This is a genomic window from Tardiphaga sp. 42S5 (assembly GCF_034044155.1).
In the GTDB taxonomy this organism is placed as follows: domain Bacteria; phylum Pseudomonadota; class Alphaproteobacteria; order Rhizobiales; family Xanthobacteraceae; genus Tardiphaga; species Tardiphaga robiniae.
In genome coordinates, this window is sequence record NZ_CP139027.1 from 3633375 (window position 1) to 3651587 (window position 18213).

Consider the following 18213-nt stretch of genomic DNA (forward strand, 5'->3'; position numbering starts at 1 on the left):
CCCATGCCCCTGCATCTCATCAAGCTCGCCGTTGGCTGCGAATCCATCGCGGATTTCAAGAGCTATCTCTCTGAACGGATGCGCGCAGCAAAAGCGCGCGGCGCACCCCAGCATCACATTCACGTCACCCGCATGGTGCCGAAGCGCGATGCCGAACTGCTCGATGGCGGTTCGCTCTATTGGGTGATCAAGGGCGAGATCGCGCTGCGTGAGAAAATTCTCGCTATCGAACCGTTCCGCGATAGCGACGGCATCAACCGCTGTCGCCTGGTGATGCAGCCGAAACCCGTCACCGTCGCGCCGCGTCCGCTGCGCCCGTTCCAGGGCTGGCGCTACCTCACCGACAAGGACGCCCCGCCGGATCTCGGCAAGGCTGCCGCGAGTATCGAGGCAATGCCGGAGCCGATGCGGCGCGAACTCCGGGAATTGGGGCTGCTGTAGGGCAGGGCTCGCTCGTCATTCCACCCCATACTCGTCATTCCGGGGCGTGCGTCACCGGCGGAGCCGGCAGAGCGCGAACCCGGAATCTCGGGATGTTTTGCGCTGAACATGTCGGGATTCCGGGTTCGCGTCCGGCAAGGGCCGGCCACGCCCCGGAATGACAGTTTTGGCCACCCAAACATTTTTTCCTATCTATCATTGACAACATCCCCATCAGGTTTATATTCCCCTCCGTCCTGCCCCACCGAGAGGGGCGATCGCGATCGTCACGTTCGCGGGGTGGGATGCGGTGGACGCCGGAGATGCGGCGTCACGCGGTTCACGGGTGACGTCTGTCTTCGGGCAGGACGGATCTGCGCCAGCACTGCCACTGGCAAGGAGACGGCCAACCTTGGGATGGAAAGACCCCTGGACAGTGTGACGGACGACCAAGTCAAAACGCGTTCGGCTTACTCGCTTGAGGCTCCCTTCCCATCGCCTTGGGACTTTAATTCGGTGATCGGATTGTTCGCTGAGGCAAAGTGCAAGCAACCGAAAAAACACCGCAGGCGGAACGTCGGGCACTTGCTCGGCGAATCCGAAAGTCCTGGTGCATTATCCATGCGGAAGACCGCATTCGCATCAGGCCCAAGGGTGCAACGGGCACCCGGCGTTCCGCACGCCCTCTCACAGGGGCAGGGAATGCAAAAGACGACGGCGCCCCCGCGCCGCAAACAATGGGGGCGATGACGCATGTCTGAAGGGCCGTGGCTGTTTGACAGTTGAATCCGCATCGAACGTCGCGGCCTGCGCGTAACGCGCACTGTCGTCGGCACCGTCCAGCCCACCACTTCCGGAAATCCTGACCTCCGCTTTTGTGAGAGCTCCGCTGACCAGATTGGTAAACAGCTAAATCACTGGCGAAAAAGCTCCCCGGCTGTGTTGCATCCATTCCGCTCTGTGAAATTCACGTCCGCAGCGTGAAATGTTGTCGCTTGCCAAGGCTGCCGTGAAAGGTCACAAAAAACTGAACTGGGACGAAACACCAATCGGAGAGACGTTTGAGCATCAAGGGCAAGGCATATATCGCCGGCATCTACGAACACCCGACCCGGCATGCGCCGGACAAATCCATTGCGCAGTTGCATGCCGAAGTCGCCAAGGGCGCGCTCGAGGATGCAGGCCTGACGCATAAGGATGTCGACGGCTATTTCTGTGCGGGCGATGCGCAAGGGGGCCTGTGGCCGATGGTCGACTATCTCGGCCTCAAGCCGCGTCACGTCGATTCAACCGAGACCGGCGGCTGCTCCTACATTATCCATCTCGGCCATGCCGCGCAGGCGATCGCTGCGGGCAAGTGCTCGATCGCACTCGTCACACTGGCCGGCAAGCCGCGCACCGGCGTGATGCCGCCGCGTCTGCAGGGCGCCGAAGCCGATTTCGAGACCGCTTATGGTGCCACCACGCACAATGCCTATGGCATGTGTGCCATGCGTCACATGCACGACTACGGGACGACCAGCGAACAACTCGCCTGGATCAAGGTCGCAGCCTCGCATCACGCGCAATACAACCCGCATGCGATGCTCAAGGACGTTGTTACCGTCGAGGACGTGCTGAACTCGCCGATGATTTCCGATCCGCTGCACCGCATGGATTGCTGCGTCGTCAGTGACGGTGGCGGTGCGATGATCGTGACCACGCCGGAGATCGCCAAGAGCCTGAAGAAGCCGCTGGTGCGCCTGATCGGCCATGGCGAAGCCATGAAGGGTCCGCGCGGTGGCAAGGATCTCGACCTCACCTACTCCGCCGGTGTGTGGTCCGGTCCGCGTGCTTTCGAGGAAGCGGGCGTGACGCCGCAGGACATGAAGTATGCGTCCATCTACGACAGCTTCACCATCACCGTGCTGATGCAGCTCGAAGACCTCGGCTTCTGCAAGAAGGGCGACGGCGGCAAGTTCGTCTCCGACGGCAACCTGATCTCGGGCGTCGGCAAGCTGCCGTTCAACACCGATGGCGGCGGCCTCTGCAGCAATCATCCCGTCAATCGCGGCGGCATGACCAAGATCCTCGAGGCCGTGCGCCAGCTGCGCGGCGAAGCCCATCCCAAGGTGCAGGTGCCGAATTGCGATCTGGCGATCGCGCACGGCACCGGAGGCCTGCTCGGCGTGCGCCACGCCGCATCGACCGCTATTCTGGAGCGCGTGTAATGACTGAAGCCAAGAAGTATCCGACGCCCGCCGGCAATCCTGAATCGCAGCGGTTCTGGGATGCGGCCAAGGATGACAAGTTCATGATCAAGCGCTGCACGACCTGCGGCGAAGCGCATTTCTTCCCGCGTGCGATCTGCCCGTTCTGCTTCTCCGACAAGACCGAATGGGAGCAGAGCTCGGGCGAGGGCGAAATCTACACCTACAGCCACATGCGCAAATCGGCGACCGGTCCCTACGTCATCGCCTATGTGACGCTGAAGGAAGGCCCCTCGGTGCAGACCAACATCGTCGACTGCGATCCGGGCAGTCTGAAGATCGGCCAGAAGGTGAAACTGGTGTGGAAGCCCACCGACGGCGCGCCGCTGCCGTTCTTCACGCCGGCGTAGCTTTCCCTCTCCCCCAGCGTAGCGAAGCTGCGCGCCGCGGGAGAGGGTGGATCGACCGCTCTAGCGAAGCTTCGCTTCGCTTCGCACGGGCGGTCGAGACGGGAGAGGGCAGTGCTTGCCGCTACCCCCCTCTCCCAAACGAGTTTGGAGCGGGCTTCTGCGATGCCCTCTCCCACAAGGGGAGAGGGCGCTGCGACTAGCGCCGTAAAACAAGAAAAAAGGGAAAGCCAACATGCCCATCAACTACGAAGCCCTGATGGCGATGAAGAACATCGGCCAGAAGTATGCCTGGACCGATCGCGAAGTGATGCTCTACGCCTATGGCATCGGCATGGGCGCCGATCCGATGGACGAGAAGGAACTCGCTTTCGTCAACGAGGGCACCTACACGCCGCGTCCGCTGAAGGTCGTGCCGACCTATGCATCGGTTGCCGCGTGGGGCTCTGGCCCGGGCGAGATGGGTCTCAACAAGCTGCTCGTCGTCGATGGCGAGCGCGACATCACATTCCACAAGCCGCTGCCGGTGGCTGCGAAGATCACCGCGGACTCAAGCGTACTCGGCGTGTTCGACAAGGGCGCCGACAAGGGCGCGGTGATCCTGCACCAGACCATCCTGCGCGATGAAGCCGGTGAGGCGCTGGCGACCTTGGTGGCGTCGCGTTTTGCGCGCGGCGATGGCGGCTTCGGCGGCAAGTCCGAGGGCCAGCCCGAGCCGCATGCGATGCCGAAGCGCGCACCGGACAAGACGGTCGATATCACCACGCGGCCCGACCAGGCGCTGATCTATCGCCTCTGCGGCGACCGCAACCCGCTGCATTCGGATCCCGAATTCGCCAAGCGCGCCGGCTTCCCGCGGCCGATCCTGCACGGCATGTGCACCTATGGCATCACCTGCCGCGGCGTTCTGCAGACCTATGCCGATTACGATCCGTCCGCCTTCAAGCAGCACGCAGTGCGCTTCTCGTCGCCGGTGTTTCCGGGCGAGACTGTCAGCATGGATTTGTGGAAGGACGGCAACGTGGTGTCGTTCGAGGCCAAGGTGAAGGAACGCGGCGTCACCGTGATCAAGAGCGGCAAGACGGTGCTGGCTTAGAACTCAATCCTCTCGACGTCATGCCCGGCCTTGTGCCGGGCATCCACGTCTTGGTCAAAACGTGAGACGTGGATGGCCGGGTCAAGCCCGGCCATGACGGAGCAATACAAAAAACAAAATCATAAAAATACAGGGAGAACGTCATGGGTCTTCTCGACGGCAAGGTTGCCATCATCACCGGCGCCGGCGGCGGCCTCGGTGAAGCCTACGCAAAGCTGTTCGCACGCGAAGGCGCATCCGTCGTGGTCAACGATCTCGGCGGCCCGCGTGACGGCTCAGGCTCCGACCTCTCGATGGCGCAGCAGGTGGTCGACGCCATCACCAAAGCGGGCGGTAAGGCGGTCGCCAACGGCGCCGACATCTCGACCATATCAGGCGGCCAATCGGTGTTCGACGATGCCATCAAGGCCTTCGGCAAGGTCGACATCCTCGTCAACAATGCCGGCATCCTGCTCGACCAGACCTTCGCCAAGGCGTCCGAGGCGGCGTGGGACAAGGTCATGAAGGTGCATCTCAAAGGCACATTCTGCGTTACCCAGCCGGCCTTCAAATGGATGAAGGAAAACGGCGGCGGCGTCATCGTCAACACGTCCTCGACTTCCGGCCTGATCGGCAACTTCGGCCAAAGCAATTACGGCGCGGCCAAAGGCGGCATCTGGGGCCTGTCCAATGTGCTGGCCATCGAGGGTCGCAAATACAATATCCGCGTCTGGACGCTGGCGCCGGGCGCGCTGACGCGGATGACCGCGGACCTGCCGCGCTATATCGAAAATCCCGGCGCGGCCCTGGGTCCGGACGGTATCGCGCCGGCGGTGCTCTACATGGTCAGCGATCTCTCCGGCAGCCAGACCGGCAAGGTGCTCGGCGTGTCCGGCCCGCGCGGCGTTCGCGAGATGAAGATGATGGAAATGGAAGGCTGGAAGCCGCCCCATGACGGCTGGAGTGCGCAGGACGTGGTGACTCATGCCGGCGAGATCTTCTTCTCGGACGAGGCGAGCCAGCACGGGGCACGGCGTTTTTGAGGGGCATCTAGGCCCGGTTCGGGCGGACAGGCGGGATATTTCCCGGTAGAATGCCGGCATCCATTCACAGAGGCCCATGATGAAACTGACCGCCAAAGCCGCAGGCACCTTCGCTATCGCACCGACCCCGTTCCTTGACGACGGCCGCATCGACGACAAATCGATCGACGGCCTGACGGATTTCTATGCCCAGGTCGGCTGCAACGGTGTGACCGTGCTCGGTATCATGGGCGAGGCGCCGAAGCTGGAAGGGGCCGAGTCCGAGGCCGTGGCAACCCGCTTCATCAAGCGCGCCGGCGACAAGATGCAGATCATCGTCGGCGTTTCCGCCCCCGGTTTCGCCGCCATGCGTTCGCTGGCGCTGAAGTCGATGGATGCCGGCGCTGCCGGCGTCATGATCGCCCCGCCGCCGCATCTGCGCACCGATGACCAGATCACCAACTATTTCAAGCAGGCGGTGGATGCCATTGGCGATGACGTGCCGTGGGTGTTGCAGGATTATCCGCTGACCCTCACCGTGGTGATGACACCCGCCGTGATCCGCAAGATCATCATGGACTCGAAGTCCTGCGTGATGCTGAAGCACGAAGACTGGCCGGGCCTGGAGAAGATCACCGCGCTGCGCAACTTCCAGAAGGACGGTAGCTTGCGCGAAACCTCGATCCTCACCGGCAATGGCGGCGTGTTCCTGGATTTCGAAATGGAACGCGGCGCTGATGGCGCGATGACGGGTTATGCCTTCCCTGAGCTGCTGATCGACGTCGTCAATCTCCAGAAGAAGGGCGAACGCGACAAGGCGCATGATCTGTTCGATGCTCATCTGCCGCTGATCCGCTACGAGCAGCAACTTGGGATCGGCCTCGCGGTTCGGAAATACGTGCTGCAGAAGCGCGGCGTCATTGCCTCGGCCGCGCAGCGCAAGCCGGGTGTGGCGATCACGGCGCAGGCGAAGGCGGAGGTCGATTATCTCCTCTCGCGCGTCGCGCGCTATGACAAGCGCGCGAACATCGCACCGCAGTCGAGTGCTGCGGGTTAATAACTCCCCAGAAGTGTCATGGCCGGGCTTGACCCGGCCATCCATCTTCAGGGTTGCCAAGTAAAAGATGGATGCCCGGATCAAGTCCGGGCATGACAAACGAGAGGTCGGCGATCGCCGGCACAACAGGCATCAAAGAATGCCGATCAGGGAGAAACTGAATGCCAAGCGAGCCCGGCGCCGTCCGCCAAGCCTCCACTATCCTCCTGCTGCGCAAGGGCGCGACCGATGCCATCGACGTCTTCATGATGGTGAGGCATTATCAGATCGAATTCGCATCAGGCGCGCTAGTGTTTCCCGGCGGTAGCGTCGATGCCGGTGATCGCGAGATCGGTACGCAACCTAACCTCTATAGCGGCGGCAGGGGCCTCGATCTCGATACGCTGGCATTCCGTATCGCCGCGATCCGCGAGACTTTCGAGGAAAGCCGTATCTTGCTGGCGCGACCGCGCGGCTCTAACGACCTGATCGCCGTGACGAAGGCGAGCGCCATCGCCGATCAGCATCGCGACGCGCTGAACGAGGGCAAGGTCAAATTCGCCGATATCATCGCCGAGAACGATCTCGAACTCGCGCTCGATCTGCTCGTGCCCTATGCGCACTGGATCACGCCGGAGGGCATGAAGAAGCGGTTCGACACATGGTTCTTCCTCGCCGAGGCGCCGCCCGAGCAGGTCGGCATGCATGACGGCAAGGAGTCCACGGATTCAATCTGGCTGTCGCCACGCGAAGCGCTGGAAGGCGGCGCATCGGGCCGCTTCACGCTGCCGTTCCCGACCACGCGCAATCTCATCAAGCTCGGCAAACAGCCCAGCGTCGCGGGGGCACTCGACGACGCCAACCGCAGCACCATTGTCAGCGTGACGCCGATCGTCACCAAGGATGGTGACAAGCGCCAGTTGCGAATTCCGCTTGAGGCGGGCTACGACGGCGAGGTGTTCGAACTCACTGGCGCGCCATAGAGTTCGCGCCTATCCCGCCCTGGCTTGCGGCGCCGCTGCGGCATTCTCCCAGAATGGCCGCCGCAGCTCGCGTTTCAGTACCTTGCCTGCACCCGACAGCGGGAACGGTTCGCTGCGCACGTCCACGCTGCGCGGGCACTTGTAGCCGGCGATCTTATCCTTGCAAAAGGCGATGATCTCGGCGGCATTGACACTCGCACCGGGTTTCGGAATGACGAAGGCGTGCACGGTCTCGCCCCATTGCGAATCGGGAATGCCGATCACAGCGCATTGCGCCACGGCCGGGTGTTGTGCGACGACATTCTCGACCTCGGTGGAGTAGACGTTCTCGCCGCCTGAGATGATCATGTCCTTCATCCGATCGACGAGATAGATATAGCCTTCGTCGTCCATGTAGCCGCCGTCGCCTGTGTGCATCCAGCCATCGATGACGGCCTTGGCTGTTTCTTCCGGTCGTTCCCAATAGCCCATCATCACGTTCTGGCCGCGCACGGCGACTTCGCCAACTTCACCATTCGGCACAGGCTTGCGATTGGCGTCGACGATACGCGCCTCGCAGCCGATCGCCGCGCGGCCGCAGGCGCGTTGACGGTTCTTGGCAGTGGCTTCCTCACCGATATGCTGATCCCACGGCAAATGCGTCGCTAGCGGTGACAGTTCGGTCATGCCGTAGAGCTGATGGAATTCGGTGTCGGGCATTCCGGCCATCGCGCGCTTCAGCAGCGCGTCGTTGATCGGCGAGGCGCCATACATCATGATTTTTAGCGATGACAGATCGGCGGTCGCGAAAGCGGGGTGATCGACCAGCATCTGGATCATGGTCGGAACGATCAACGTCGCCGATACTTTCTCGCGGGCGATGGTCTGCATCACCAGCTCCGGATTGAACATCCGGACGATGACATTGGTGCCGCCAGAGGCCAGTGAGGTGAACATCACGCCGCCATTGGCGACGTGAAACATCGGTGCGGCGTTGAGATAGACCGAGCCGTAAGGCAGCAGGCCTTCGCTCATCATGTGCAGCGAGTTGCTCATGATATTGCCGTGGCTCAGCATCACGCCTTTGGAACGGCCTGTGGTGCCGCCAGTGTAAAAGATACCCGCCAGATCCTCGCGTGTCCGCATCGCATCCAGCACGGGCTCTGTCGATTGGACCAGCTCATCGTAGTTGTGCGCTTCCGCGGGACCTTTTTCGTCGTCCGCATAGACCAGCGTGAGCGGCATGGCCTTGGCGAGTTCGACGCCCATGGCGGCGAAGGCGCTGTCGACGACGAGCGCCGTGGCACGGCAGTCGAGCAGGGAGTCGAGAATTTCGGCCTGGCTCCAGCGCACATTGGTCGGCACGATTACGGCGCCGGCCCAGGCGATACCCAGATAGAGTTCGAGATAGCGGTCAGAGTTCAGCATCAGCACCGCCACGCGGTCGCCATGCTTGACGCCAAGCTTTTGCAGCGCACCGGCGAGCCGCGCGACGCGGTCTCCAACCTCGCGCCATGTCCGGCGGCGATCGCCGTCGATAGTAGCTATTGTCTGCGGGCTGGTTTGCAGCGCACGGCGCAGGCCCTGCGTGATGTTCATGGCGTTTCCCCTCGATACTGCGGATGCTGTGCGCATCTCTGTCGAGCGATCATAACGATGGGTGAGGGGCGGGCAAGCGCGGTTGATCGCTTATATCTCACCAGATGGTTCAAAAGATCTCCGCGATCTTTGCGATGCAAAACGCGTCAGAGAAAAATCTGGAACTGTTCTCATCTGTTGACGATTCAACTCCTGCGCGTAACATCGCGACAGGCCCGCCAGAGGCCATTGGGAGTGAAATGCATGAGACAGCTTGCTCGTCGGGGCGCGTCTTCGCGTCCATTTTTCAACGGGACACTCAACTCACATAGAATACTGCACCGTTGGCTCCGAACATCCATCGCAGTAGCGCTCGGCGCGACGTTGCTGGGCGGTGCCGCCAACGCACAGACCAAGGGCACACCGGATCACATAAAGGCGGTTACATCGGCAATCGATAGTGCCGCGATCACAGCCAATACGGCGACGTCCAAGGACTGGCCGACTTACGGCCTTGATTACGCCGAGACGCGCTTCAGCAAGCTCAATCAGATCACGGCCGAGAATGTCAAAGATATCGGCCTGATGTGGACGTACAATCTGGAATCCATCCGCGGCGTCGAAGCGACGCCGCTTGTGGTGGATGGCATCATGTATGTGTCGGCGCCATGGAGCGTGGTGCATGCCGTCGATACCCGGACCGGCAAGCGGCTATGGACATTCGATCCCGGCGTAGATCGCGAGAAGGGCTATCGTGGCTGCTGCGATGTCGTGAATCGCGGCGTCGCGCTCTACAAGGGCAAGGTGTTCGTGGGGGCTTATGACGGCCGGCTGGTCGCACTGGATGCCGCGACCGGCACGAAGGTCTGGGAGAAGGACACCGTCATCGACCGCAAGATGTCCTATACGATCACCGGCGCGCCGCGTGTGTTCAACGGCAAGGTGGTGATCGGCAATGGCGGCGCGGAATATGGCGTGCGCGGTTACGTTACGGCCTATGACGCTGAGACCGGCAATCAGGCATGGCGCTGGTTCACGGTGCCCGGCGATCCGGCCAAGCCGTTCGAGGACGACTCGATGGCTGCCGCGGCGAAGACCTGGGATCCGGCCGGCAAATACTGGGTCAATGGCGGCGGCGGCTCGGCCTGGGATACGATCACCTTCGATCCCGACCTGAACATGGTCTATATCGGCACCGGCAACGGCTCGCCGTGGAATCGCAATCTGCGCAGTCCGGGAGGCGGCGATAATCTCTATCTCGGCTCGATCGTCGCGCTGAATGCCGATACCGGGAAATATCTCTGGCACTATCAGGAAACGCCCGGCGACAACTGGGACTATACCTCGACGCAGCCGATGATCCTGGCCGATCTCACCATCGACGGCACGCCGCGCAAGGTGGTGCTGCACGCGCCGAAGAATGGCTTCTTCTTCGTCATCGATCGCACCAACGGCAAGTTCATCTCTGCCAAGAACTTTGTCGATGTAAACTGGGCTACCGGCTACGACGCCAGCGGAAGACCGATCGAGGTGCCGGAAGCCCGCTCGCCGGACAAATCCTTCGACAGCATTCCCGGACCGTTCGGTGCCCATAACTGGCATCCGATGTCGTTCAATCCACAAACCGGTCTGGTCTATCTGCCGGCGCAGGGCGTGCCTTTGAACCTCACGGGCGAGAAGGCGCTGGTGCAGAATGCGCAGGGTTCGAACAAGTTTGGCGGTACCACGGGCTGGAATGTCGGTTTCTCGCTCAATGCCGAGTCGCCGAAGAACCCGCCATTCGGTCGCCTGATCGCGTGGGATCCGGTGAAGCAGAAAGAAGCATGGCGCGCTGAACACATCGCGCCCTGGAATGGCGGTACGCTCACGACGGCCGGCAATCTCGTGTTCCAAGGGACCGCGGACGGCCGGTTCATCGCCTACAACGCCAAGACAGGTGAGAAGCTTTGGGAGACGCCGGTCGGCACCGGCGTGGTGGCCGCACCTGCGACCTATATGGTCGATGGCGTGCAATACGTCTCGGTGGCGGTCGGGTGGGGCGGCGTGTTCGGTATCACCCAGCGCGCGACGGATCGTGAGGCGCCCGGCACGGTCTACACCTTTGCGATTGGCGGCAAGGCGCCGTTGCCTGCCTTCACCAAGTACCAGATCGGCAATCTGCTGACCGGGGTCAAATACGATCCTGCTCACGTGCCGGAGGGGACTTCGATCTACGTTAATGCCTGTGCGACCTGCCACGGCGTGCCCGGTGTGGACAAGGGCGGCAATGTTCCCAATCTTGGTTACGTGTCGGCCGAGACCATCACCAACCTGAAGGACATCGTCTTTAACGGGCCATTCAAGGACAAGGGCATGCCTGATTTTACCGGCAAGCTCACGGAAGCGGACGTGGTCAAGATCCAGGCCTTCATCCAGGGCACGGCCGACGCGATTAGGCCGAAATAAACACCATGCTGGACGGTTCGGCCCGATCGGGCCGTCCACCATGTTCCCCCCGCGGCTGAAGTCAGGATATATTGGGACGCTCTGAAGTCCGGTCCCACAACCATGTCCTCTGCCATTACGGCATTCATTCAGCGGGTCCGATCGTCCTCGCTCTCGATCGGCCAACTGACCTTCAGCGGGTTCCTGCTGGTGCTGACGGTGATCCTCATCACCAGCATCGCCAGCGTGGTCGCGATCCGCCATATCGACAGTACCTTCGCCGAGCTTGAGCGGCTGCAGACCGTTGGCGATCTGGCCGAGGATATCGACCGCCGCCTGACCAAGCTGCGGCTGGCGGCACGCGACTTCGTCACCGATCCCGATACGCAACCAGAGAGGGTCTCGCAGGCCGCCACGGCGCTCGGCGATCTCCTGAAGAAGACCCGGATCGAACTTGCGCCTGAGCAGCGCGACATGATCGATGGCGTCGACGCGCGACTGACCAAATATCGAGAAGGGATCGAACGCGTCTCGTCGTTGATTGCGCGCCGCTCTGCCTTGCTGGCGACGCTGCCGCCGCTGCGCGAGCAATTCGAGAATGCGATTCCGGATGTGACGAATTCGAACGGCGCCAAGGCGATGTTCCGGGCGCAGAACGAGATCGCTGCCGCCTTGCTGGCGCGCGATCCTGTTGGGGCCGAGCAGGCCGCGCAGCGCATGCGCGCGCTGCCAGTCAGTACACCCGCGCTTCGTGCGGCCGCCGATGCCTATACCGATGCGATCATTGCAATTTCGGAGACCGAAAGCGAGATCGCCGATCTCGACAGGGACGTGCTCGGGGCGGAAGGCCGCCTGATCGGCCGGGTGACCGAATTATTGCGGGAACTTAGCGCCCGTCGCGGCCGGGTCCTGTCGCGTGAATTCGCGCACACGCTGACCGAGGCGAGATGGCAAAGCATCATTCTTGGCACTGCCGGTGTTCTCGTGGGCTTGCTGGCGGCACTGTTCGTGGTGCGGCGGATCGTGAAGCCGCTGAAGGCGATTGCCAAGTCGATCCGTGCGCTAGCTGGTGGCGCCAAGCACACGCCGATCCCGGCTATGGATCTGGAGAATGAAATCGGTGACATCGCGCGCGCCGCGGAGGTGTTCCGCAAGACGCTGGTCGATGCCGATGCCGCGCGCGAGGCGGCCTTGCATGCGTTGGCCGAGCAGAGGCTGGCGGAAGAGAGTTATCGCAAGCTGTTTGAAGGATCCGTCGACGGCATCTATGTGACGACGCCGGCAGGTGCGCTGCTCAATGCCAATCCGGCACTGGCGCGGATGATGGGGTATGATTCACCGGAAGATCTGATCCGCGCCACGCTGGATATCTCGCGCAACATCTATGTCGATCCCGCGGCGCGCGCCGAGTATCAACAGCGCATGGCAAGCGACGGCATGGTGCGCGAATTCGAGTATCAGGTCCGTCAACGGCACGACACGGTCCTCTGGCTGTCCGACAGCGCCACGGCGGTCCGCGACGAGAATGGCGAGGTTGTGCGCTATGAGGGAACAGTCCGCGACATCACCAACCAGAAACATGCCGAAGCCGCGATCAGGGAAGGTCGCAGGTTGCTGCAGCAGGTCATCGATACCGTTCCTGCCGTCATCAACGTAAAAGACACCGATCTGCGATACGTCTTGATGAACCGGTATATGGCGGGGATTTTCGGCATCGAGCCCGGTGAGGCGATTGGGAAAACCACTGGCGAGTTGATGATGCGCTTTGGCGCGTCGAAGACCGACTCGCCTGACAAGATGGTGCTGGCGACCAGGAAGGGCCTCGGTTTCTACGAGGAAGAGTACAAGGACGCTGCCGGTGTGATGCGGCAGTGGCTGGTCAACAAGCTGCCTTTGCTGACGACCGATGGTGATATCCAGAACATCGTGACCGTGGCGCTCGATATCGGCCAGCGCAAGCGCAGCGAGCAGGAGATGCTCAAGGCCAAGGACGCCGCCGAAACGGCGCTACGCAATCTGCGTGAGACGCAGAATTCGCTGATCGAGGCGGAGAAGCTCGCGGCGCTTGGGCGGCTGGTTGCCGGCGTGGCCCATGAGGTCAACAATCCCGTGGGCATCAGCCTGACCGTGGCGTCATCGCTGGAACGCAAGATCGCGCTGTTCGGCGAGGAGGTTGCGCGCGGCGAGCTGCGTCGCTCGACCCTGACCGAATTCATCGAGTCCAACCGCGATGCGGCGGCACAATTGGTCGCCAATCTCAATCGCGCGGCGGAGTTGATCCAGTCGTTCAAGCAGGTTTCCGCCGACCGCAATTATTCCGACCAGCGCGTCTTTGATCTCGCCGATCTCACCGAGCAGGTGGTGATGAGTTTGAAGCCGGGATTACGAAAACAGAAGCTGGCGCTTTCGGTCGACTGCAAGCCGGGACTGACAATGAACAGCTATCCGGGTCCGTATGGTCAGGTGCTGACCAATCTGTTCCTCAATTCCGTCGCTCATGCATTCCCCGATGGCAATGGTGGCTCGGTCGAGATCAAGGTGCAGGAAGCCGGCAACGATCATGTGGAAATTCTTTTTGCGGATAACGGCGTCGGCATGAGCCCGGAGGTCCGGCGGCGTGCTTTCGACCCGTTCTTCACGACGCGCCGGGATCAGGGTGGCACGGGCCTGGGCCTGCACATCGTCTACAGCATCGTCACCAGCCGCCTCGGTGGTCGTCTGCATCTGCAGTCCGATCCGGGGCAGGGAACGCGCATCCAGATCATCCTGCCGCGCGTCGCGCCGCTGGAGATGGCTGCGGAATAGCGGCCGCTGCTACTGCTGAAATTCCGCAAGCTTGCGCAGTGTCGCGCGGAATATCTGGCTGTGCTTGCCGACGAGCGCTGTGCCGTTCATCGTCGCCGACGTATCCGTGAAAGTACCCGACAGACCGATACCGACCGGTTGGCTCTGGCCACCGAACAGTGGACTCATGTCAGGGCTGGGCGTGTGCTGCATGACGGAAACCTCGCCCTTGAAGGTGCCGGCTTCCTTGTTGAGTACATAGGTACCGACGTAGAACAGGTACGCGTCGCCGCCGAGCAGTTCGCCTTCGCGAAAGGTTACAACACCGCTGCCCTTGCCTGAACGCCCGTCGAGAAGCTCGACATGGATCGAGTAGAGTCCATTCTTCATAATAGCCCGATGGCGCGAACCCGTCCCTTGGTTGCGCAATCAGAAGTATTGCAAAGACCGTATACCAACGTCAACGCATTCGCGGGCGCTGTTGGTGCACGAGCGAAAGACCGAGTGACGCAGGTGCGCTCGCCTGCCGCCTTGGCACTTCGCGACGAGGGCGTTCTTAAATACCTCTGCCATTGAAGTTATCACCACAAATTCGCTGCAGTGCGAAGAGAGCCTGCGAGCGCTAACGGAGAATCGCCTATCGTTTGATTGGGCGTCTGTCGCGAAGTTGAAGCGCAGCCGTTCTTCGATAGTCGTATGATGCGCTTTGCGTGAGTGAATACGGAAGAAGCGGGTCGTTTGCCCGCGACAAACCTGAACATCATTGTGCCGGCCGGGGGCTGGAGCAAGCAAATGAGCGACTGGATAACTTCCGGCGCCGACGCGCCGTGTTCGCCAACTACTATCTCTCACGATCGACGCGTCCGGCGTCGTGCAGGCTGGCTGAAGCTGGGAGCGCCGACCTTGTGTATTGCGGCTCTGTTATCAGTGCCGCTGATGCAATCGGTCGCTGCGCGCGATCGCGGACAATTCGCCAACACCAGCCCCGATCTGAAAGCCTGGTTCGATAGTCTGCGCAGCGGCAAGGGTCCGTGTTGTTCCGATGCAGACGGCAGCGCCGTCAGCGATGTGGATTGGGAATCCAACAGTGGACACTACAAGGTGCGGATCGACGGGATGTGGCTCGACGTACCTGACGAAGCTGTCATCACGGTGCCGAACCGCGTCGGTCGCACCATGGTGTGGCCGATACAGGGGGCGTCCGGCACAGTGATCCGTTGTTTCATGCCAGGTAGCATGACGTAGCTGGTCACAACGCCCGGCGGACCGATGCGAGCGCGGCGATCAGCGAGATCGCCGCGAGGACAATGACCGCGGCGCCATAGATATCGAGCGTCAGCGGCAGGCCGAGCGTCGGGATCGCCAAGCCTGCGACGATAGTCGGCAGGCTGAAGGCGAGATAGCAGATGATGAAAATTACGGAGAGCAATCCAGCGCGTTCATGCGCGGGGACAAGCGGCACAACGGTCCGGATGCTACCGAAGAATCCGGCGCCGAAGCCGAAACCGGCAATGACGGTGCCGACCAATAGTTGCGGGACGCTTTGTGTGTAGACCCCGCCCAGCGTGATCACCACGCCGAGAATAAGACACACCATGCTGCGGATCAGAATGGTGGTGCCAGGCCATTTGCGCGCCACCAGCATCGAGGCGGCACCGCTCAAGGTCAGCGCCGTCACGGCGAGTCCACCAAGGAGAGGTGAATTCGATCCGGTGATGAGCCGGAGCAGCGAGGGCATCAGCGACAAGTAGAATCCGCCCAACGCCCAGACGGCAACGTTGCCCGGCGAGACCAGGGTCAAGGGTTGTCGCACGTGAGGCGGTACGGTCACGATCGGTCGGAGCGACGCCCATGCGCCGGGACGACGCGCAACCGTTTCCGGCATCCACCACAGCAGAATGGCTTGTATGAGCGTTACTGCGAGGAGTAGCAGATAGACCAGTTGGGTCGGCATTGGCGCGTAGCTGACGAGCACGCCTGATAGCAACGCGCCGATCCCTGTGCCCGTTACGGGCGTCAGGCTGTTCATCAGCGATCCGTGCGCGCGGTTCAGATCGAGCATGGCAGCACCGATGGTGCCGAAGGCAATGCCGGTTGCAAATCCCTGAATGGTGCGGGCAGTGATCAGCGCCACGACGGAATCTGCGGTAATGAAAACCACGAGTGCCACGACATTCAGGATCAGCGCCGAGAACATCACCGGTCGGCGACCGATATAATCCGACAATCCCCCGACCGTCAGCAGCGCAACCAGCAGACTGAGCGCATAGGCGGAGAACACCGTCGTGACCATGACCGGCGAGAGGTGCCAGTGGTCCTGATAGATCCGGTAGAGTGGTGTCGGTGCGCTGGCGAACATGGCGACAGTGCCGAGCGTTGCGATCTGAAAAATAATGGCAGCGCGACGCGTCATCACGCCTTTCGGCCGGGCGTCGAGATTGCTGGACATCGGGGAAGAGACCTAATGGACAAGGTGGGGCAAGCCCAATGGTCGCTTCCGTCCTTGATTGATTTTACCGCTGTCCAATGCTTGCTCAGGTGATGCGCGGAGCAACAGCAGAGAAAGATGATGCATGCATGGCCAAGCCTTCACAACGGCGGCTGGCTCGCGCGCCCTGTGCGAGATTGCATGGCTCGTCTGGATCGCGCCCCTTAACACGGCGCGAATCTTTCCTATACTCAGGCTGTCACGAACAATGAAAGGAGGTGGTCCAGTGTCTAATTCCAAGCGCTGTCACCTCGCTGAGGCCGCCCGCTAGGCTCGCTCTTTGAGCTTCGGAAGGGCGTCTCGGCGCCTGGTTCAGCGAGAACAGGGAAGGGGCGCGCCGAGTGATCGGTGCGCCCTTTCTTCTGAGCGCAAACCTGTCGCGCCGTGAAACATGACGCTTGATCTGCCGGTCATCCGTGACACTCTATCAGACGTTGCTTGTGTCCGGAGTAGCAGCAATGCCGGGAACACCGCGCGATCTGGCGGAGAGAATGGCCGCGCGCCAGCAGCGGCGTGCCATCGATGACGGCTATGTGCGCGAGAGCTTCACACAGCCACGCGAAAACGCCCGCAAGACGGCGCGGGCGTTTCTGGATCGGTTCCCGAAGCAAGCCTACATGAGCGAAGTTGAGCGCTGGCGCGAGCTGCCAGACGGCGACATTGAATTTACGATGCGGCGGCTGCGGACCGCTGATTGAGCTGACAGGCGGCAATCATCTGGCTGATGTCGTGCTCGCTCATGCCTGTAACGGCCGATTTCTCGACTGGATCGGCAGCACATGCGTGGATCGCATAGCCGATATCGAGAAGACGACGCGGCGGATCTTCCTCGCCCAGGCCGACTTCCATCACCAAGCCACTCTCGACGGCATGCCGCCAGACATCGGATTTGTTGGGGAAGGCCTTACTGACTTTGACCGAATTTGAAAACAGCGCGTAGGGCATGCGGCAACCTCCGTGATGAGGCGATAACGCGGAATATGGCATCTGGTTGCGCTGCAGCAAGCCCCACGTTCGTTATCCACGAGGTCGTGATGATCGGTCGGCCGTCAGTCCCGCTGGGTAATCCGCAATTCCAGCAGCGCCATGGTCTGGAGCATCGTGGGATCGCGTTCACCCTCGCTTGTGGTGCGCAGGATGCTTTCGGCGATGGATTGCACGTGAGCGGAGTTGACGGGATGCGGCAGCGTTGACACGGCTCCATCCAGCGCCTGTTTCATCACTGAGATCGTATCTGGCGGAAACGCGGCATGGGAAAAGTTCTTCACGGCGGCTCCGGGGTTCAAACGGACAAACGCACCCGACTGTCTAGGGGACAAGAGTTGGCGTGCGCGAACGTTCCTGCCGCAAAGTTGGGCAGATCCGCGCAGCGGCGTCGGCTGCCGCGTGTCGGGCGCCAGGTTCCAGAAATGGTCGCAGGGGGTCAGGATTCGGTGTCAGCCGGCCGGGCGGCTTTCTTCTTGGCGCCCTGTCGCAGAAATGTCGCGCCGATCTCCTCGCCATTGACCCAGGCCAGCTCGCAGCGACGGAACGCCAGTCCTGTGGACGACAGCAGCAGGAAGAATTCCTTGAGATTGATACCCTCGATCGAACTCTCGACGATAAGGCGTGCGCCCGTCTCGGACACGTCCATGATGCGGCAGCTGCGGCGCCATGTGCCATCAATGGCCATGAGCCAGACAGGGAAACCGCGCTCGAACGCGACGCGGCCAGCATTTGGTTTTTCAGGAGTCATCGACGCTTCCTTGGCGCCGGGGATTTTAAATTGGATGGTGGTAACGGCTGGTAAATGCCGCAGACGGCAGGCTTTGCGGTTCAGCACGCCATT

At 61.6% G+C, this 18213-nt stretch carries 17 protein-coding genes; 11 read left to right on the forward strand and 6 right to left on the reverse strand.

What is annotated here, in order from left to right; genetic code table 11:
- Nucleotides 1–3: 3 nt before the first annotated feature.
- The 7 genes from SFY93_RS16765 (at nucleotide 4) to SFY93_RS16795 (ending at nucleotide 7132) form a co-directional block, all read left to right on the forward strand.
- Nucleotides 4–441: a DUF1489 family protein gene (locus tag SFY93_RS16765; protein ID WP_320443920.1), complete on the forward strand. Its 438-nt coding sequence runs from the start codon at nucleotides 4–6 to the stop codon at nucleotides 439–441.
- A 1040-nt stretch (nucleotides 442–1481) separates the two neighbouring features.
- A complete protein-coding gene (locus SFY93_RS16770; RefSeq protein WP_068730675.1) occupies nucleotides 1482–2630 on the forward strand; it encodes a thiolase family protein in 1149 nt (382 codons plus the stop codon).
- Nucleotides 2630–3019 (forward strand): Zn-ribbon domain-containing OB-fold protein, encoded by a 390-nt coding sequence (locus SFY93_RS16775; protein ID WP_320443921.1) that lies wholly within the window; start codon nucleotides 2630–2632, stop codon nucleotides 3017–3019. Before SFY93_RS16770 ends, SFY93_RS16775 begins: the two co-directional genes overlap by 1 nt.
- Before the next feature lie 232 nt (nucleotides 3020–3251).
- A complete protein-coding gene (locus SFY93_RS16780) occupies nucleotides 3252–4112 on the forward strand; it encodes a MaoC/PaaZ C-terminal domain-containing protein (RefSeq protein ID WP_320443922.1) in 861 nt (286 codons plus the stop codon).
- A gap of 143 nt (nucleotides 4113–4255) precedes the next feature.
- Nucleotides 4256–5134 (forward strand): SDR family oxidoreductase, encoded by an 879-nt coding sequence (locus tag SFY93_RS16785; RefSeq protein WP_320443923.1) that lies wholly within the window; start codon nucleotides 4256–4258, stop codon nucleotides 5132–5134.
- A 79-nt stretch (nucleotides 5135–5213) separates the two neighbouring features.
- Nucleotides 5214–6170, forward strand: coding sequence for a dihydrodipicolinate synthase family protein (locus SFY93_RS16790; protein ID WP_320447791.1), 957 nt, complete (start codon nucleotides 5214–5216; stop codon nucleotides 6168–6170).
- 161 nt (nucleotides 6171–6331) lie between these two features.
- Nucleotides 6332–7132, forward strand: coding sequence for an NUDIX hydrolase (locus SFY93_RS16795; RefSeq protein WP_320443924.1), 801 nt, complete (start codon nucleotides 6332–6334; stop codon nucleotides 7130–7132).
- 9 nt (nucleotides 7133–7141) lie between these two features.
- Here the strand turns inward: SFY93_RS16795 and SFY93_RS16800 are convergent, their stop codons facing one another.
- Nucleotides 7142–8710 carry a long-chain-fatty-acid--CoA ligase gene (locus tag SFY93_RS16800; protein ID WP_320443925.1) on the reverse strand — a complete coding sequence of 523 codons (1569 nt, stop codon included), beginning with the start codon at nucleotides 8708–8710 and terminating at the stop codon, nucleotides 7142–7144.
- A 363-nt stretch (nucleotides 8711–9073) separates the two neighbouring features.
- Between SFY93_RS16800 and SFY93_RS16805 the strand changes: the two genes are divergently transcribed.
- Together SFY93_RS16805 and SFY93_RS16810 are read left to right on the forward strand one after the other, a co-directional pair.
- The gene (locus SFY93_RS16805; protein ID WP_414716928.1) at nucleotides 9074–11134 is read left to right on the forward strand and encodes a PQQ-dependent dehydrogenase, methanol/ethanol family; all 2061 of its coding nucleotides are present in this window, start codon (nucleotides 9074–9076) and stop codon (nucleotides 11132–11134) included.
- A gap of 102 nt (nucleotides 11135–11236) precedes the next feature.
- Nucleotides 11237–13918, forward strand: coding sequence for a PAS domain S-box protein (locus SFY93_RS16810; protein WP_320443926.1), 2682 nt, complete (start codon nucleotides 11237–11239; stop codon nucleotides 13916–13918).
- Nucleotides 13919–13927: 9 nt separating this feature from the next.
- On the opposite strand, the gene SFY93_RS16815 is transcribed toward SFY93_RS16810, so the two are convergent.
- Nucleotides 13928–14287, reverse strand: coding sequence for a GrlR family regulatory protein (locus tag SFY93_RS16815; RefSeq protein ID WP_089267259.1), 360 nt, complete (start codon nucleotides 14285–14287; stop codon nucleotides 13928–13930).
- Between the two features lie 402 nt (nucleotides 14288–14689).
- Here SFY93_RS16815 and SFY93_RS16820 point away from each other — a divergent pair, with 402 nt between their 5' ends.
- Nucleotides 14690–15142, forward strand: a complete 453-nt coding sequence (locus tag SFY93_RS16820; protein WP_320443927.1) for a hypothetical protein — start codon at nucleotides 14690–14692, stop codon at nucleotides 15140–15142.
- A gap of 4 nt (nucleotides 15143–15146) precedes the next feature.
- Here SFY93_RS16820 and SFY93_RS16825 read toward each other — a convergent pair whose 3' ends face one another.
- On the reverse strand, nucleotides 15147–16346 hold the full coding sequence (locus tag SFY93_RS16825; RefSeq protein ID WP_320443928.1) for an MFS transporter: 1200 nt from the start codon (nucleotides 16344–16346) through the stop codon (nucleotides 15147–15149).
- 497 nt (nucleotides 16347–16843) lie between these two features.
- On the opposite strand from SFY93_RS16825, the gene SFY93_RS16830 reads away from it, so the two are divergent.
- On the forward strand, nucleotides 16844–17083 hold the full coding sequence (locus tag SFY93_RS16830) for a hypothetical protein (RefSeq protein ID WP_093758827.1): 240 nt from the start codon (nucleotides 16844–16846) through the stop codon (nucleotides 17081–17083).
- On the opposite strand, the gene SFY93_RS16835 is transcribed toward SFY93_RS16830, so the two are convergent.
- The 3 genes from SFY93_RS16835 to SFY93_RS16845 all read right to left on the reverse strand — a co-directional run bounded on the left by SFY93_RS16835 (nucleotide 17052) and on the right by SFY93_RS16845 (nucleotide 18120).
- Nucleotides 17052–17390: a hypothetical protein gene (locus SFY93_RS16835; RefSeq protein WP_320443929.1), complete on the reverse strand. Its 339-nt coding sequence runs from the start codon at nucleotides 17388–17390 to the stop codon at nucleotides 17052–17054. The genes SFY93_RS16830 and SFY93_RS16835 overlap by 32 nt on opposite strands.
- A gap of 44 nt (nucleotides 17391–17434) precedes the next feature.
- The gene (locus SFY93_RS16840) at nucleotides 17435–17653 is read right to left on the reverse strand and encodes a hypothetical protein (protein WP_093759133.1); all 219 of its coding nucleotides are present in this window, start codon (nucleotides 17651–17653) and stop codon (nucleotides 17435–17437) included.
- Nucleotides 17654–17808: 155 nt separating this feature from the next.
- Nucleotides 17809–18120 carry a pilus assembly protein PilZ gene (locus tag SFY93_RS16845; protein ID WP_089267262.1) on the reverse strand — a complete coding sequence of 104 codons (312 nt, stop codon included), beginning with the start codon at nucleotides 18118–18120 and terminating at the stop codon, nucleotides 17809–17811.
- Between the last annotated feature and the right edge of the window lie 93 nt (nucleotides 18121–18213).

Coding starts and splice junctions, on each gene's coding strand:
- SFY93_RS16765 (WP_320443920.1), top strand. CDS start 4: ATGCCCCTGCATCTCATCAAGCTCGCCGTTGGCTGCGAATCCATCGCG.
- SFY93_RS16775 (WP_320443921.1), top strand. CDS start 2,630: ATGACTGAAGCCAAGAAGTATCCGACGCCCGCCGGCAATCCTGAATCG.
- SFY93_RS16780 (WP_320443922.1), top strand. CDS start 3,252: ATGCCCATCAACTACGAAGCCCTGATGGCGATGAAGAACATCGGCCAG.
- SFY93_RS16785 (WP_320443923.1), top strand. CDS start 4,256: ATGGGTCTTCTCGACGGCAAGGTTGCCATCATCACCGGCGCCGGCGGC.
- SFY93_RS16790 (WP_320447791.1), top strand. CDS start 5,214: ATGAAACTGACCGCCAAAGCCGCAGGCACCTTCGCTATCGCACCGACC.
- SFY93_RS16795 (WP_320443924.1), top strand. CDS start 6,332: ATGCCAAGCGAGCCCGGCGCCGTCCGCCAAGCCTCCACTATCCTCCTG.
- SFY93_RS16800 (WP_320443925.1), bottom strand. CDS start 8,710: ATGAACATCACGCAGGGCCTGCGCCGTGCGCTGCAAACCAGCCCGCAG.
- SFY93_RS16810 (WP_320443926.1), top strand. CDS start 11,237: ATGTCCTCTGCCATTACGGCATTCATTCAGCGGGTCCGATCGTCCTCG.
- SFY93_RS16815 (WP_089267259.1), bottom strand. CDS start 14,287: ATGAAGAATGGACTCTACTCGATCCATGTCGAGCTTCTCGACGGGCGT.
- SFY93_RS16820 (WP_320443927.1), top strand. CDS start 14,690: ATGAGCGACTGGATAACTTCCGGCGCCGACGCGCCGTGTTCGCCAACT.
- SFY93_RS16825 (WP_320443928.1), bottom strand. CDS start 16,346: ATGTCCAGCAATCTCGACGCCCGGCCGAAAGGCGTGATGACGCGTCGC.
- SFY93_RS16830 (WP_093758827.1), top strand. CDS start 16,844: ATGCCGGGAACACCGCGCGATCTGGCGGAGAGAATGGCCGCGCGCCAG.
- SFY93_RS16845 (WP_089267262.1), bottom strand. CDS start 18,120: ATGACTCCTGAAAAACCAAATGCTGGCCGCGTCGCGTTCGAGCGCGGT.